Source organism: Agrobacterium sp. DKPNP3, from assembly GCF_052686535.1.
The window spans coordinates 38,128-51,536 of record NZ_JBQYSN010000027.1 but is presented as its reverse complement, the minus strand read 5'-3'; the positions used below and the strand labels follow the sequence as shown (position 1 = coordinate 51,536).

General features: G+C 60.2%; 16 protein-coding genes. 6 read left to right on the top strand and 10 right to left on the bottom strand.

Features of this window, described 5'->3' with window-relative positions:
• The coding region (locus ACUTJJ_RS10265; RefSeq protein ID WP_445542048.1) for an AI-2E family transporter at nt 1–722 on the top strand (722 nt) is incomplete at its 5' end.
• Nucleotides 723–852: 130 nt separating this feature from the next.
• Here the strand turns inward: ACUTJJ_RS10265 and ACUTJJ_RS10260 are convergent.
• Nucleotides 853–1,308, bottom strand: coding sequence for a GNAT family N-acetyltransferase (locus tag ACUTJJ_RS10260; RefSeq protein ID WP_063948824.1), 456 nt, complete (start codon nt 1,306–1,308; stop codon nt 853–855).
• A gap of 107 nt (nt 1,309–1,415) precedes the next feature.
• Here ACUTJJ_RS10260 and ACUTJJ_RS10255 point away from each other — a divergent pair, with 107 nt between their 5' ends.
• A complete protein-coding gene (locus tag ACUTJJ_RS10255) occupies nt 1,416–1,823 on the top strand; it encodes a hypothetical protein (protein WP_445542047.1) in 408 nt (135 codons plus the stop codon).
• Nucleotides 1,824–1,880: 57 nt separating this feature from the next.
• Here ACUTJJ_RS10255 and ACUTJJ_RS10250 read toward each other — a convergent pair whose 3' ends face one another.
• From ACUTJJ_RS10250 to ACUTJJ_RS10240, 3 genes are all read right to left on the bottom strand, one after another.
• Nucleotides 1,881–3,035: a DUF2336 domain-containing protein gene (locus tag ACUTJJ_RS10250; RefSeq protein WP_445542046.1), complete on the bottom strand. Its 1,155-nt coding sequence runs from the start codon at nt 3,033–3,035 to the stop codon at nt 1,881–1,883.
• A gap of 109 nt (nt 3,036–3,144) precedes the next feature.
• Entirely contained in the window at nt 3,145–3,756 is a 612-nt protein-coding gene (locus tag ACUTJJ_RS10245; RefSeq protein WP_445542045.1) for a flavin reductase family protein, read from the bottom strand.
• Entirely contained in the window at nt 3,756–4,337 is a 582-nt protein-coding gene (locus ACUTJJ_RS10240) for a nitroreductase family protein (protein ID WP_445542044.1), read from the bottom strand. The genes ACUTJJ_RS10245 and ACUTJJ_RS10240 overlap by 1 nt, the downstream gene beginning before the upstream one ends.
• A 110-nt stretch (nt 4,338–4,447) precedes the next feature.
• Between ACUTJJ_RS10240 and ACUTJJ_RS10235 the strand changes: the two genes are divergently transcribed.
• Nucleotides 4,448–5,428 carry a hypothetical protein gene (locus ACUTJJ_RS10235; protein ID WP_063948819.1) on the top strand — a complete coding sequence of 327 codons (981 nt, stop codon included), beginning with the start codon at nt 4,448–4,450 and terminating at the stop codon, nt 5,426–5,428.
• Between the two features lie 251 nt (nt 5,429–5,679).
• On the opposite strand, the gene thrS is transcribed toward ACUTJJ_RS10235, so the two are convergent.
• The 4 genes from thrS to ACUTJJ_RS10215 form a co-directional block, all read right to left on the bottom strand.
• On the bottom strand, nt 5,680–7,683 hold the full coding sequence (gene thrS / locus ACUTJJ_RS10230) for a threonine--tRNA ligase (RefSeq protein ID WP_445542043.1): 2,004 nt from the start codon (nt 7,681–7,683) through the stop codon (nt 5,680–5,682).
• Between the two features lie 125 nt (nt 7,684–7,808).
• Nucleotides 7,809–8,333, bottom strand: a complete 525-nt coding sequence (locus ACUTJJ_RS10225) for a DUF1697 domain-containing protein (RefSeq protein WP_445542042.1) — start codon at nt 8,331–8,333, stop codon at nt 7,809–7,811.
• Nucleotides 8,330–8,689: a membrane protein insertion efficiency factor YidD gene (gene yidD, locus ACUTJJ_RS10220; protein ID WP_445542041.1), complete on the bottom strand. Its 360-nt coding sequence runs from the start codon at nt 8,687–8,689 to the stop codon at nt 8,330–8,332. Before yidD ends, ACUTJJ_RS10225 begins: the two co-directional genes overlap by 4 nt.
• Before the next feature lie 3 nt (nt 8,690–8,692).
• Nucleotides 8,693–9,139: an iron-sulfur cluster assembly scaffold protein gene (locus ACUTJJ_RS10215; RefSeq protein WP_445542040.1), complete on the bottom strand. Its 447-nt coding sequence runs from the start codon at nt 9,137–9,139 to the stop codon at nt 8,693–8,695.
• Between the two features lie 282 nt (nt 9,140–9,421).
• On the opposite strand from ACUTJJ_RS10215, the gene folE reads away from it, so the two are divergent.
• The 3 genes from folE (at nt 9,422) to ACUTJJ_RS10200 (ending at nt 11,563) form a co-directional block, all read left to right on the top strand.
• On the top strand, nt 9,422–10,048 hold the full coding sequence (gene folE, locus ACUTJJ_RS10210; protein ID WP_063948815.1) for a GTP cyclohydrolase I FolE: 627 nt from the start codon (nt 9,422–9,424) through the stop codon (nt 10,046–10,048).
• A 27-nt stretch (nt 10,049–10,075) separates the two neighbouring features.
• Nucleotides 10,076–10,528, top strand: coding sequence for a phosphoribosyl-AMP cyclohydrolase (hisI, locus tag ACUTJJ_RS10205; protein WP_445542039.1), 453 nt, complete (start codon nt 10,076–10,078; stop codon nt 10,526–10,528).
• 96 nt (nt 10,529–10,624) lie between these two features.
• Nucleotides 10,625–11,563 carry a patatin-like phospholipase family protein gene (locus ACUTJJ_RS10200; RefSeq protein WP_063948813.1) on the top strand — a complete coding sequence of 313 codons (939 nt, stop codon included), beginning with the start codon at nt 10,625–10,627 and terminating at the stop codon, nt 11,561–11,563.
• A 190-nt stretch (nt 11,564–11,753) separates the two neighbouring features.
• Here ACUTJJ_RS10200 and ACUTJJ_RS10195 read toward each other — a convergent pair whose 3' ends face one another.
• Together ACUTJJ_RS10195 and ACUTJJ_RS10190 are read right to left on the bottom strand one after the other, a co-directional pair.
• Nucleotides 11,754–12,188 carry a CBS domain-containing protein gene (locus ACUTJJ_RS10195; RefSeq protein WP_063948812.1) on the bottom strand — a complete coding sequence of 145 codons (435 nt, stop codon included), beginning with the start codon at nt 12,186–12,188 and terminating at the stop codon, nt 11,754–11,756.
• 154 nt (nt 12,189–12,342) lie between these two features.
• A complete protein-coding gene (locus tag ACUTJJ_RS10190; protein ID WP_445542038.1) occupies nt 12,343–13,080 on the bottom strand; it encodes a rhomboid family intramembrane serine protease in 738 nt (245 codons plus the stop codon).
• Nucleotides 13,081–13,409 lie beyond the last annotated feature (329 nt).

Sequence of the window (13,409 nt, the reverse complement as noted above, 5' to 3'; positions counted from 1 at the left end):
GGGCGATCCTCGCCGCCGGCAACGGCGCGTTTCATCTGGTGCTGACGCTGCTCTTCATGCTGATCGCGCTGTTCTTCGTCTACCGCAACGGCGCCGGTTTCACCCGTCAGGTCGATCTTGTGGGCGAGCGCATTCTGCCGACGCGGTGGGAACGGATTTCACGCGTCGTGCCCGCCACCATCAGTTCCACGGTCACCGGGATGACACTGATCGCCATCGGCGAAGGCATCATCCTCGGCATCGCCTACTGGATCGCCGGCGTCCCCTCGCCCGTCACGCTCGGCGTTCTCACCGGCGTCATGGCGCTCATTCCAGGCGGTGCTCCGCTCTCCTTCACGCTGGTGTCGATCTATCTTGTCGCCAGCGGCTCGCCCGCCCACGGGCTGGCCCTGTTCATCTGGGGCTCGGTAGAGCTTTTCATCGTCGACAAGACCATCCGCCCCAAGCTCGTCGGCGGCCCCATCAAGCTACCCTTCCTGCCCACCTTTTTCGGGCTGGTCGGCGGCGTCAAGACCATGGGTTTCCTCGGGCTTTTCATCGGCCCGGTGCTGATGGCGCTGCTTGTGGCCATCTGGCGAGAATGGGTGCGGGAGGTCGAACTCTCCGCCGCCGTCACCGAACTCCCGCCTCCGCCCCCCACGCAGGATGATACGGTCGCAGAGGTCGTGTCGCGCGACGATGGCAACGATGAAAAGACGGCGTTCCGAAAAGCCGCCTTCTGACCGGCGTCACCGACGTGTGTGGTCTCGCTCGATAGTGTAACGTGATCGCTACGTCATACCGGCCTCGAGCCGATATCCAGCGGACGCGCATGGGGCGCGAGAAGATCGGAATGAATCCGAGCCGCAGGTCTTAAAGCATCTTCTCCATGAACAGGCTGAGCGGATCGGGCTTATAGGGCGCGAAGGCCTCGATCTCGACAAACCCCGCCTTCCGGTAAAGACCGATTGCTTCCGGCTGGCTGATGCCGGTTTCAAGCCGAATAGCGGAAAGGCCGCGTTCGACACCGCGGTCGATAAGCGTATCCATGATCAGCTTGCCAATGCGCAGGCCGCGAGCATCGGGATCGACGAACATGCGCTTGACCTCGGCCGTGCCATCGCCAGCCTCCACCAGCGCACCGCAGCCGACCACCCGGCCATCGTGCCGCGCCACGAAAAACGAGACATTTTCTTTTTCCAGCGCGCCAATATCGACCAGATGGTTGCTCTCGGCGGGATAAAGCGATGCCATATAGGTATTGGAAAGATCGATGAGGCGCAGAACCGCATCCTGCCTCGGGGTTTCAAGCTTGATTTCGGTGGCCACTGGTATGCCTGCTTTCTTTCAGAAAATGCGTCTTTCGTCGTAATGTCACTGCAATCGAGATAGATGAGGTTTTAGAGCAATATTCCCGACAGAGGCAACCACGCACCATGAAAACAGCCCTCGTTCTCATGACCTTCCTCGGCTGCGACGACAGCGCCACCGACTGCCATTACCTTGCCACCTCGCAGCAGCGCTGGACAAGCATCGAGCTCTGCGACGCCGTGTCGGAAAAGGAGCTGGAGCGCTTCGCAAATGCGTCCTATCCGGTCGTGGTCGCCGTTTGCCAGACCCCTCCTGAGCAGACCCCGCAGACGGCAGGCGCGCAGCCGCCTGTAGCCGCGCCCCAGGCAGCGGTGGAAGTGACACCGAAGGAAGAAGAAAGCTTGACCAGGCAGGCAATCAGCCGCGTCAGCAGCATCCTGCCTTCCACCGAAGGCATCAAGCACCTCTTGGGCACGCCCGTCAGGATGGTTGAAAACAGCTATTCGTGGATCGCCAAGCGGTTCGACAAGTGATTGAGTCGCGAAGGCAAAGCGTGCCTGCCGTCGCCATAAAGTAACGGGTCCGGCTGTTTACGCCGCATCGACGGTCAGCGCTTCGGCATAATGCCGCGCCTTTTGCCTCTCCTCGGTCAGGGTAAGCTTTCGCACGGCATGCAGCAATTCGAACAGTGCTTCGGAGCCGTCGACATCGCGGAAATGGGCGAGCAATTCCGCCGAGACGGAGGCCGGCGCCTCCGGAACCTGGGAGCGGGCCGCACGCCGCCACATCATCGTCGCCTCGATGAAGACACCGACGACATCGCCGAACAGGCCGACCGACTGAAATAGCGCCTTCAGCGCATGCGGCCGCCCCGTCGCCAGAATGGCGCGCACCTTGCGGTCATCGAGACCGGACAAATTGACCATCGCCGCCGTAAAAAACTCAAGACGACCTGAACAGACCGCGTGGATCAGCAGCGCCGGCGTCAATTCCAGGCGCTGGCGCAGATGTTCCACCAGCGACGGCAACTCGGACGAAGAAACGTTCGAGGCGATCAGAATGGTGGCGGAATCTTCCGCTTCCCGGAAGAGGCCTTCGGCGCGCTGACGTGCGATCATCGCGTGAACGAGCGACGAGCCGGCAAGCGCATCGCTGATGCGGCGCACCAGCAGATGGCGCGCATCCGCCGGCAGTTCCTCCCGGCGCAGAAGAAGGTCACGAACATCCGCGTCGCCGCCATGGCGCTCGGCGATGCGCCGCAGCGAAAACGGCGTGATGAAGGCCTGATCGTTTTCAAGCATGATGATTGTTTCGGGCAAATCTCCCACTTCGGCGAGAGCCGCGCAGACACCGCGCGCCAAGCCGGGACGAGCTGCGATGAGCGAGCGCGTAAGACTTTCGCCGCGGGCAGCGATATCAACCAGATCGGCTTCGCTGAGAGCGGGGGAGCGGGCAATCACCGTGCAGGCGATTTCCGGCTGATCTTCCGCCAGTGAGATGAGAATGGCGCGCGGCGCATCGGGCGCGTCGGCGAGCGCTTCGGCAAGCGCGAGCCTTACCCGAGGCGACGGGTCGTCCAGCAGGTAGGTCATGGTCATATAGGCGGCATCGCGGTTTTCCGGCGCCAGATCGGACTGCAGATAGGTGCGACCGAGCGCATAGGCGGCCTTCGCCCGCTCAGTCGATCCAGCCTTTTCAGACCAGCGAAGAAATGCCTGTACGATCACCGGAGCCTCGAAACACATTCATACAACGGGTGACGGCATCCGTGCCGCCGCCATGTATAAGTTCTAGGCGCAAATGGTTTACGTTTGGTTCACCATAAACTTTAACCTTGCCGCGACAGGCCCATAGTCACCGCGCCGCCGTGGGCCGCTGCAGTTGGAACACATCTGTGCCGCCATCGCTATAGTCCATGTAGCCCATGCGCGCGACAGGGCGCGCAATGCCCATATCGATACGGCCATCGCGAATGATCGTCTCATCGATATGAATCCCCATGACCTGGCCAATCACCATCCATGAGTCGGATGGTTCCCCCTCGAGATCCGTGAGCTGCTGGATCTGCGTCACGCGGCATTCGAGAGCGGCGAAAGCCTCGCCCACATAGGGCGCGTCCACGACCCGGCCGGCGACGGCCGTCAATCCGGCAAGCTGAAACTCATCGATCTCATAGGCCACAGGCGCGGAAGAGGCATTCATATGATCGATGAGATGCCGGCTGACGAGGTTTGCGGTGAAGACACCAGTCTCCTCCACATTGCGCAGACTGTCTTTGCGGCCGCTGGAGGAAAACATGACGAGCTTTGGCCGGTCCGAGACCGCGTTGAAGAAGGAATAGGGAGACAGATTGATGAAGCCATCCCTGCCCTTCGATCCGATCCAGCCGATCGGCCGCGGTGCGACAATCGCCTTGAAGGGATCATGGGGCAGGCCGTGCTGGTTGGTATCCGTGGTGTAGAACATCACACATCCCCGACCCAGGTGACGACATCGGCAAGGTCCGGCCGGGGACGCTCCACCGGCGGAAATTCCGTCGAGCCGATATGGATGTAACCCGCAATTTTTTCGTCCGCGCTGACGCCGGTTTCCGACAGGAAGGCCGGGTCAAACGCAAACCACTCCGTCAGCCAGTTGGCGGCAAAACCGGTGGCATTGGCAGCGAAGATGAGGTTGAGGCAAACGGCGCCCGCAGACATGACCTGTTCCCATTCGGGGATTTTGAAATGCGGCTTGGCGGTGCTGATAACGGCGATCACAACAGGTGCGCGGGTGAAGCGCGTCCGCTCCACGTCCTGCTGCTGAAGGTCGAGTTCGGGGTTTTTCTCGAGCGCGATCCTGAGTGCCGTCTCTCCGAGGCGCACACGCTCCTCGCCGCGATACACAACGAAACGCCAGGGAGCGAGCTTGCCATGGTCGGGAACGCGCACGGCAAGGCGCAGCATGTCCTCGATCTGCGCCGTCGAGGGTCCCGGTTCGGCAAGTTGCAGGGCCGGCGTGGAGCGGCGAACCTTGAGGTAATCGAGGAGCTTGATATCGCTGGTCATGATCAAAAACTTTCCATTCTGCTGTCATTGCGAAAACATGGGCCTTGAAATAGCCACGGCATTGGTTTTGAAGTGAGGCGGGAAAATCAAGAAGTCAATCGGTATCGAAAATGTCGGCATTCAAAATCGCGGCACGTCTGGCCATCGCATGCGCCGCGATCAGCGCTTTAGCACAGGCTTCTTTGGCGCAGGATGCCTTCAAGGACTTCAAACAGCTCGGCGGCACGCCAAAAATGCCGAAGCTCAACGCCTTCACAGCCCCTTCCGCCCCCAATGCGCCCGCAAGCACGGCCCGCGATATCGCCATGGAAGCCAAGCTGACCAGCGAAGGCGAAGCGGTACGGGAAGGCCTTTCCTGGCGCGTTTTCAGCCCTATTCCCGGCGCTGACGGCAAGTTGCCGATGCTGGCAAGTTCCGAGGGCGGTTCCGCCGAATTCCACCTCGTCCCGGGCGAATATTTCGTCAACGTCGCCTTCGGCCGCGCCGGCGTCACCAAGAAGCTCAACGTGCCGGCTTCCGGCAACGTGCAGAAACAGGTTCTGGTTCTCGACGCCGGCGGATTCGTACTGAACGCCGTGGCAGGGTCCGACAAGCAGATCTCCGGCAACCAACTGAAATTCTCCGTCTATTCCTCGGATGCGCGGCCGGACGGCGAACGCGGCCTCGTCATGGCCGATATCAAGCCCAACACGATCGTGCGGCTCAATGCTGGCACCTATCACGTGGTTTCGGAATACGGCAATGTCAACGCGGTGGTGCGCGCCGATATTCAGGTGGAAGCAGGCAAGCTGACCGAAGCGACGCTGCAGCACCAGGCAGCCCAGATTACTCTCAAGCTGGTCTCGGAACCGGGCGGCGAAGCCATTGCCGATACCGCCTGGTCGGTGCTGAACGGCGGCGGCGACGTCGTCAACGAAAGCGTGAGCGCCTTTTCGACCATGGTTCTGGCCGAAGGTGAATATACCGCCATTGCCCGCAATAAGGACAAGGTGTACCAGCGCAATTTCAAGGTGACCTCCGGCCGGGATTCGGACGTGGAAGTGCTGATGAAGGATCAGGCGCCGGAAGAGATGTCCGGGGATTTTGAGTAGCCCGGTTGAGCCGGCCGCGACGCCAGCAATAGATCCGAAACCTCTCATCCGTCACGCCGGGCTAGTTCCGGCATCCAGCCACGGCGCGCCTGCGCCGTGAAGAAAGTCTCCCGCGATCAAGGACTTGATCGCGCTGCCCCCAAATCAAGTCCGGGGTGACAGAGTGTAGATTTTCAGCTCATGCCGCCGGTATCACCATCACTTGACGTCCCCACAAACGAAAACGGCCCCCGAAGGGGCCGTCGTCACTATCACGCAACCTGCTTTTTCGCCGCAAGCTTGCGCTTCACATCCGGCGGTGTTGCTTCATCCACGAGGCTGGTGATCGCCTCTTCCAGCGACATCGATGTCTGGTTCTGCGAACCGAGACGGCGGATGTTGACGGTGCGCTCTTCCGCTTCCTTACGACCGCAGACGATGATGACAGGAACCTTGGTCACCGAGTGTTCGCGGACCTTGTAGTTGATCTTCTCATTGCGGAAGTCGGTCTCGACCGCCATGCCTGCTTCGCGCAGCGCTTCGGCGACTTCGCGGCCGTAATCATCGGCATCCGAGGTGATCGTGGCGACCACGACCTGCAGCGGGGCGAACCACAGCGGCATGTGACCGGCAAAGTTCTCGATGAGAATGCCGAGGAAACGCTCCATCGAACCGCAGATGGCGCGATGGATCATGACAGGCTGCGTCTTTTCCGAGTTCTGGTCGATATAGAAGGCCCCAAAGCGTTCCGGCAGGTTGAAGTCCACCTGCGTCGTGCCGCATTGCCATTCCCGGCCAATGGCGTCCTTCAGCGTATATTCGAACTTCGGCCCGTAGAATGCGCCCTCGCCCGGCAGGATGCCGGTCTTGATGCGGCCTTCCGACTGTTCCTCGATGGTTTTCAGAACGTCCATCATCACGCTTTCGGCGCGATCCCAGAGGTCGTCGGAACCGACACGCTTTTCTGGGCGCGTGGAGAGCTTGACGACGACTTCGCTGAAGCCGAAATCCTCGTAGACCGACAGGATAAGATCGTTGATGCGCAGGCATTCCGCCGCCATCTGCTCTTCCGTGCAGAAGACATGCGCATCATCCTGCGTAAAGCCGCGAACGCGCATCAGGCCGTGCAGAGCACCGGAAGCCTCATAGCGGTGCACGGTGCCAAATTCCGCAAGACGGACAGGCATTTCCCGGTAGGACTTCAAGCCATGCTTGAAGATTTGCACGTGCCCGGGGCAGTTCATCGGCTTGAGCGCAAAGACGCGCTGATCGGCTTCCTCGTCATCGGGATGGGTAAAGGCATGGGCGGATTTTACCGCGAACATGTTTTCCTGATACCAACCCCAGTGACCGGAAGTTTCCCACAGCGACTTGTCGAGCACCTGCGGCGCGTTGACTTCCTGATAGGTGTTGGCGAGCCGGCGGCGCATATAGGCCGTCAGCGTCTGGAACATGCGCCAGCCCTTGCCGTGCCAGAACACGACGCCCGGACCTTCTTCCTGGAAATGGAACAGGTCCATTTCGCGGCCAAGGCGGCGGTGGTCGCGCTTTTCGGCTTCGGCCAGAACATGCAGATACTGGTCCAGCTCTTCCTGAGTCGCCCAGGCGGTGCCGTAGATGCGCGACAGCATCGCATTGTTGCTATCGCCGCGCCAATAGGCGCCGGCCACCTTCATCAGCTTGAAGGCCGTACCGATCTGACCCGTCGAAGCCATATGCGGACCACGGCAGAGATCGAACCAGTCGCCCTGGTAATAGATCTTCAGGTCCTGCCCTTCCGGGATGGCATCGACCAGCTCGACCTTGTAGTTCTCGCCCTTGGCGGCGAACACTTCCTTGGCCTTTTCGCGCGACCAGATTTCGCGCGTAAACGGCTTGTTGCGGGCAATGATCTCCTTCATGCGCTTTTCGATCTTCGGCAGATCTTCCGGCGTGAAAGGCTCGTTCTTGGCAAAGTCGTAATAAAAACCGTTCTCGATGACCGGGCCGATCGTCACCTGCGTGCCGGGCCAAAGCTCCTGCACGGCCTCGGCCATGACATGGGCGGCATCGTGGCGGATGAGCTCCAGCGCTCGCTTGTCGTCGCGCGTGACGATCTCGATTCTGCCATCGGTGATGGTCTCGGACAAATCGCGTAGCGTGCCATCGAGCGCAATGGCGACGGCCTTCTTGGCAAGCGATTTGGAAATGGATTCGGCAACCTCGCGGCCGGTCGTGCCGGGGGCGTAGCTGCGGACCGATCCATCGGGAAATGTAAGGGAAATGGCTTCAGACATCGTCTCGTGCTCCTGTCCAGTCCCGCCAACGAATGCGGGTGGTGTTGGAATAAAAATCGCCCGATTTCGCACGGGCACGCAGGCTGATAAAGGCTTTTGCGATTGCAGTCAAAGGCGAAGGCCGCTTAGCGAAGCATTTCCGAAAGGCCGTTGACCGTATTGGCATTGCGGGTCGTGCCGACACCAAGCCGCTTTGTGGTCAAAACCGGCAGCAGCCGGCTTTCGCTTGGCTTGCCGCGAAAATCGATCCATAAATCGCCGGCGACGACAGCGATCTCTTCCTGCCGGCGATATTTTTGGAGCAGGTCGAGCGCCGTGTCATTCAGCGGCTCCCGCATGACCCGGACGCAGACGTCCGGCGGATTGCCTTGCGGAAACGGATTATTCGCCGCCAAGGTCAGCCAGTCGTCACCTGAACGAACAATAATATCGACATGTTTTCCGAACCGGCTTTCGAAGGCTTGCTCCAGCCTGTCCTCGATCCCGCGAACAAGCGTTGCCTGCGCACGGAAAACCAGATTTCCGGTTGCGACAAGCGTCCTGCAATCAATGAAGCCCAGTTCTGCCGCCAAGGCTTTCAAATCCGCCATGATCAGCCTTTTGCCCTGCCCAAGCACGATGCTGTGTAGCAAAGCGACATATTCGTTCATCGCTTCAGGCTCCAGTAACGCCACGGCATCCACCACCGCCGGCTGTCATCGAGCGCTTCCGGCACCGGGTCGAGACCGCTTGTGCCGCCGGGTCCGCAACGCGCCACGCGAAACAGAGTCATCCAGCCGCCGGCCCAGAGCCCGTGACGGGCGATTGCCTCATAACCATATTCGGAACAGGTCGGGATGTGGCGGCAGGAGTTGCCGATGAAGCCGGACAGGGTCAATTGATAAAGCCGTATGAAACCGACGCCGAAAAGCCGCCCCGGAGTTTTGGCAAAACGGCCCGTCCAGTTGCGGGTTCGGCCGCCTTTTACCGCCGTCTGCGGGTGCCGGCAGTCCGGTTCGCCGCACATCCCCTAACCCGCGACGTTGAGCGCGGGCCGCCCTTCGATCTGGTCCAGCGCATCGACAACGGCCTCAAAGGTCAGCATGGTGGAGGCGTGGCGGGCCTTGAAATCGCGGACGGGAGAAAGCACCCGCATATCCTCGAAGCGGCCCGTAGGGCCCTCGCCGCCCTGTTTCAGCATCGCCAGCATATCTTCCCGCGCCTTGCGGATTTCCGTGCTGGTAGCGCCGATGACATGATGTGCCATGATGGAGGCGGAGGCCTGACCCAGCGCACAGGCGCGCACCTCGTGCGAAAAATCCGTCACCCTGCCGGCTTCGACCTTGAGATAGACCTTAAGCTTAGAGCCGCAGAGACGCGAGTGTTTCTCGGCGCTGGCATCGGCATCTTTGAGAATGCCGATCAGCGGAATGTTCCCGGCGAAGTCCAGAATGCGATTATTGTAGATGTCGTCCATCGTCAGGTGTCCGGCGCTATCGAAAATGCCCAAAACAGGACAGGTCAGATTTTTCTAACACAGCGTTTGTCGCAGTGAAGCTTTTCTGCCCTTCATTCTCATTATATGCTAACGAGCTTTCTGGACATCAAGCCGTGATCAAATTAACGGCTCCGATACCGAAAAAACAGCATCGGCCTTGCCAAAATGCTATAAAACAACCAGATAGCAGCAACTGCGAACATGAGTTCGCGATGAAAAACGAATTCAGGTGCGGCCTTTACCCGCATCGGGAGAGACAAAATGGATGCGATCGTGAAGAATTTCCCCGGCGCTGGCGCAAAACCCGACGTGGCAGAAGCTCGCCCGAGCCAGGCTGAAGCGGAAGAAGCAGTGCGCGTTCTCTTGCGCTGGGCCGGAGAAAATCCTGCCCGCGAAGGTCTTCTGGACACGCCCAAGCGCGTCGCCAAAGCCTATCGCGAGCTGTTTTCCGGTTATGAGCTGAATGTTCAGGACGTGCTCGGCACGACCTTCGAGGAAGTCGGCGGTTATGACGATGTGGTACTGGTGCGCGACATCCCCTTCTTCTCCCATTGCGAACACCATATGGTGCCGATCGTCGGCAAGGCGCATGTCGCCTATCTTCCGGCTGGCCGGGTGCTCGGTCTGTCGAAGATCGCCCGCGTTGTCGAAATCTTCGGCCGCCGCCTGCAGACGCAGGAAAACATGACGGCTCAGATCGCTCGCTCGATCGAAGAAACGCTGAAACCGCGCGGTGTTGCTGTGATGATCGACGCCGAACACATGTGCATGTCCATGCGCGGCGTCAACAAGCAGGGCTCCACGACGCTCACCACCAGCTTCACCGGCACGTTCAAGAACGACCCGGCCGAACAGGTGCGCTTCATGACCATGGTGCGGAACCGCTAAGGGTTCCGCCTTTCCTTCGGGGTAGCAATGTCCATTTCGTTTCCCTCCGCGCCCGCGGAAAAGGAAGTGCTCGAAAATGCCGGTCTCTTTTCGCCGAAATTCGATGCTCACGGCCTCGTCACAGCGGTCGTGACCGATGTGCGCGACGGCGAATTGCTGATGGTCGCGCATATGAATGCGCAGGCCCTGGCGCTAACGCTGGAAACAGGCATTGCCCATTATTACAGCCGCTCCCGCGACAAGATCTGGAAGAAGGGCGAAACATCAGGCAACCTGCAGACGGTGAAGGAATTCCGCACCGATTGCGATCAGGACGCCGTTTGGCTGAAGGTCTCCGTCGCCGGCCATGATGCGACCTGCCACACCGGTCGTCGCTCCTGCTTTTACCGGTCGGTTGAACTCGTCGATGGCCAGGCGAAGACCCGCATCCTCGACGATGTCAGGCATTTCGACCCGGCAACCACCTATTCCAGCGAATAAACGACGACCTTCCATCGGTCGCACCGATTTGCTACCAATACAGTGAGTTCCGGGGATTTGGGGCGGAACCTGAAAGGCAGGCAGGGAGTGCGATCAATGTTGGGATGGGGAAATCGTCACAATCCGCTTGCAACGGGAAATCCTGAAGCCACCAGCAACGAACCACCCGTCACCCAGCTTGTCGACAAACATCGGATAGCGCTTGCGCTCGGCGGCGGTGCCGCCCGCGGTTGGGCGCATATTGGCGTCCTGCGTGCGTTGGACGAGGCTGGCGTCAAGATCGGCATGATCGCGGGTACCTCGATCGGGGCGCTGGTGGGCGGGTGTTATCTCGCCGGGAAGCTCGATGAGCTGGAGGAATTCGCTCGCTCGCTGACAATGCGCCGCATTGCCGGTCTGCTCGATCTGACCATTGGCGGCGGCGGCCTCTTTGGCGGCATGCGCCTGACCAAGCGCATGCAGGAGCATCTGGAAGGCCTGCGCGTCGAAAGTCTCGAGCACCCCTTCATTGCCGTTGCCACGGAGCTGCGCACCGGCCACGAGGTCTGGATCCACCAGGGGGATCTCGTCACCGCCCTGCGCTCCTCCTATGCGCTGCCGGGCATTTTCGAACCGGTGCAATGCAATGGCCGCACGCTGATCGACGGCGCCCTCGTCAATCCCGTGCCGGTTTCCGTCTGCCGTGCCTATGAGCAGGCGCTGGTTGTCGCCGTCAATCTCAACTACGATCTTTTCGGGCGCTCTGCCGTGGTCAAACACGCCGCCTCTCCCCCTGGTGCCGGCACGCCACCGGTTGAAACGGCACCGCGTCCCGGCCTGCCGGGTGTCATGGTACAGGCCTTCAACATCATTCAGGACCGCATCTCGCGCTCGCGTCTGGCAGGTGACCCACCCGACCTGATGCTGCATCCGCGCATCAACGATATCGGCCTTTCGGAATTCCACCGCGCCAGCGAAGCCATCGACAGAGGTTACGAGGAAACACGTTCGCGCATTCCCGAACTTGAGCGCATGCAGCAGGCATTCCGGCGCTAGGTACTGCTAAAGCCCGAAACGGATAGACGACCACCCAACTGTGGTGAAACCACGTATTGGTCGATTTCCATCCTGCCGCCTGCCGACGAAAACACTGTAGCCGACACGAATCGACTGATCCAGTTTCTCGAAAGACGGTCCCCGGCCCGAGGCTGACGCTTGTCCAGCCAATGCAAGCCGGGACGCAGGATCAGCCAGCAATATAAGCCTTGATTTGTTCGGCTTCGGCTTCGATCTCACCGATCCGCGCCTTAACGACGTCACCGATGGAGATGATGCCGGCAAGGCGGCCATTCTCTTCAACCGGGACATGCCTGAAGCGTCCGCCCGTCATGATTTCCATCAGCTGATCGGTGGTGGAATTGTGCTGACAGCGCACGACGTTCTTTGTCATGGCGACAGAAACGGACTGCTGCAGGGAAGCCGCGCCCTGGCCTGCCACGGCCTTGACGAGATCGCGTTCGGTGAAGATGCCGAGAACCACACCATCCGCGTCGGTCACGACGACAGAGCCGATCTTGTGCGCATGCAGCGTGCCCGCCGCCTCGCCGATGCTGACATCCGGACCGACAGTCACGACGTCCCGGCCCTTGCGGTCGAGTAGATCCTTTACGAATGTTGCCATGCCTTCCTCCTCTTTGCAGCGATTGGCAGTGCCGCAGTCTCCCCCGGCGGTTGCAAATCATGCAGTATGGTGCGCTGAGGCCCGTGCGAATGCAATCCCGGATGGGACGCGCATCAGCAAATTTGCGCTGCCTCCGACAAGGAGCGTGATCGGCCTAGCGAACCGGTCGATCAAAAAGGCCGAAGAACAGAAAGCCAAGCAGAAAGCCGAACACGTGAGCATCCCAGGCGATCTGGCCGCCCACATCACCAAACAGCGGTACGCCGACGGCAATCAGAACATTGCCGAAGAGCCACATCAGCGTGAAGATCAGCACCGTCCGGTTCGAGAGCGCCCCCAAGATACTCTGCCGCCGCATGAGATGGCCGAAGGACGCGCTATATCCACCGCGGGCGGGGAAAGCGAAGCGGCAGGCCGCCCCCATCAGGGCCGAAACCACGCCAGACGCACCGATCAGCACCGTCGCGTCACCCCAGTTCAGCGCCGCATGTCCAAAAGCGGAAACGGCGGCGGAAATGCCCCATAACAGCACGAAACGCACTGTTCCGATCCGGCGCAGGACGGGCGCTCCGAAAGCCATCAGCCATAATCCATTGAAGAGAATGTGCTCGATGCCGCCATGCAGGAAAGAATAGGTGACAGGCGTCCAGAGCCACTCCAGCCCCTGCTGCGAAAAAGGCACAGCGTAGCGCAGCGGGATAAAGCCAAAGGTGAAGACGAACCAGCCATTGCCTTCCTCCGACAGCAGATAGGCAGGAACCACATAAGCGATGATCAGCGCGGCCAGAATGCCGACCAACAGCGACGGCAGGTTAAAGACGGGAGCGTTCGCGTCATCTTTCGGTTCCGGCGTTCCCGAAACCGGCGGCTGTTCGCCGTCCTCGTAGGACATGATCCCATCCCTGTCTTGGTCGAATGTTGTGTTCCCCGAGCAATATAGGAAGCTCGGACGAAAAAAAAGCCGTCCCGCTTTTCACTTGCGCGACGCCCCTGCCGCAAGCGGAAAAGGGCGCCGGGCACGAAGCGGTCCGGCTTGCGTGCGCCGAACCTGACCGGCGGCGCCGCGTGAAATTGTGCTGACGGAGCTTTCCCCGACATGCCCGAGCCGATGCCACGGCTATCGCGGCTCATCAATATCAACCTTCTGTTAACATTAACGGATCCGTGTGGCACGAAAATCGCTACTCCTCCAGATGCAGACGTTCGGATGGACATGATGTC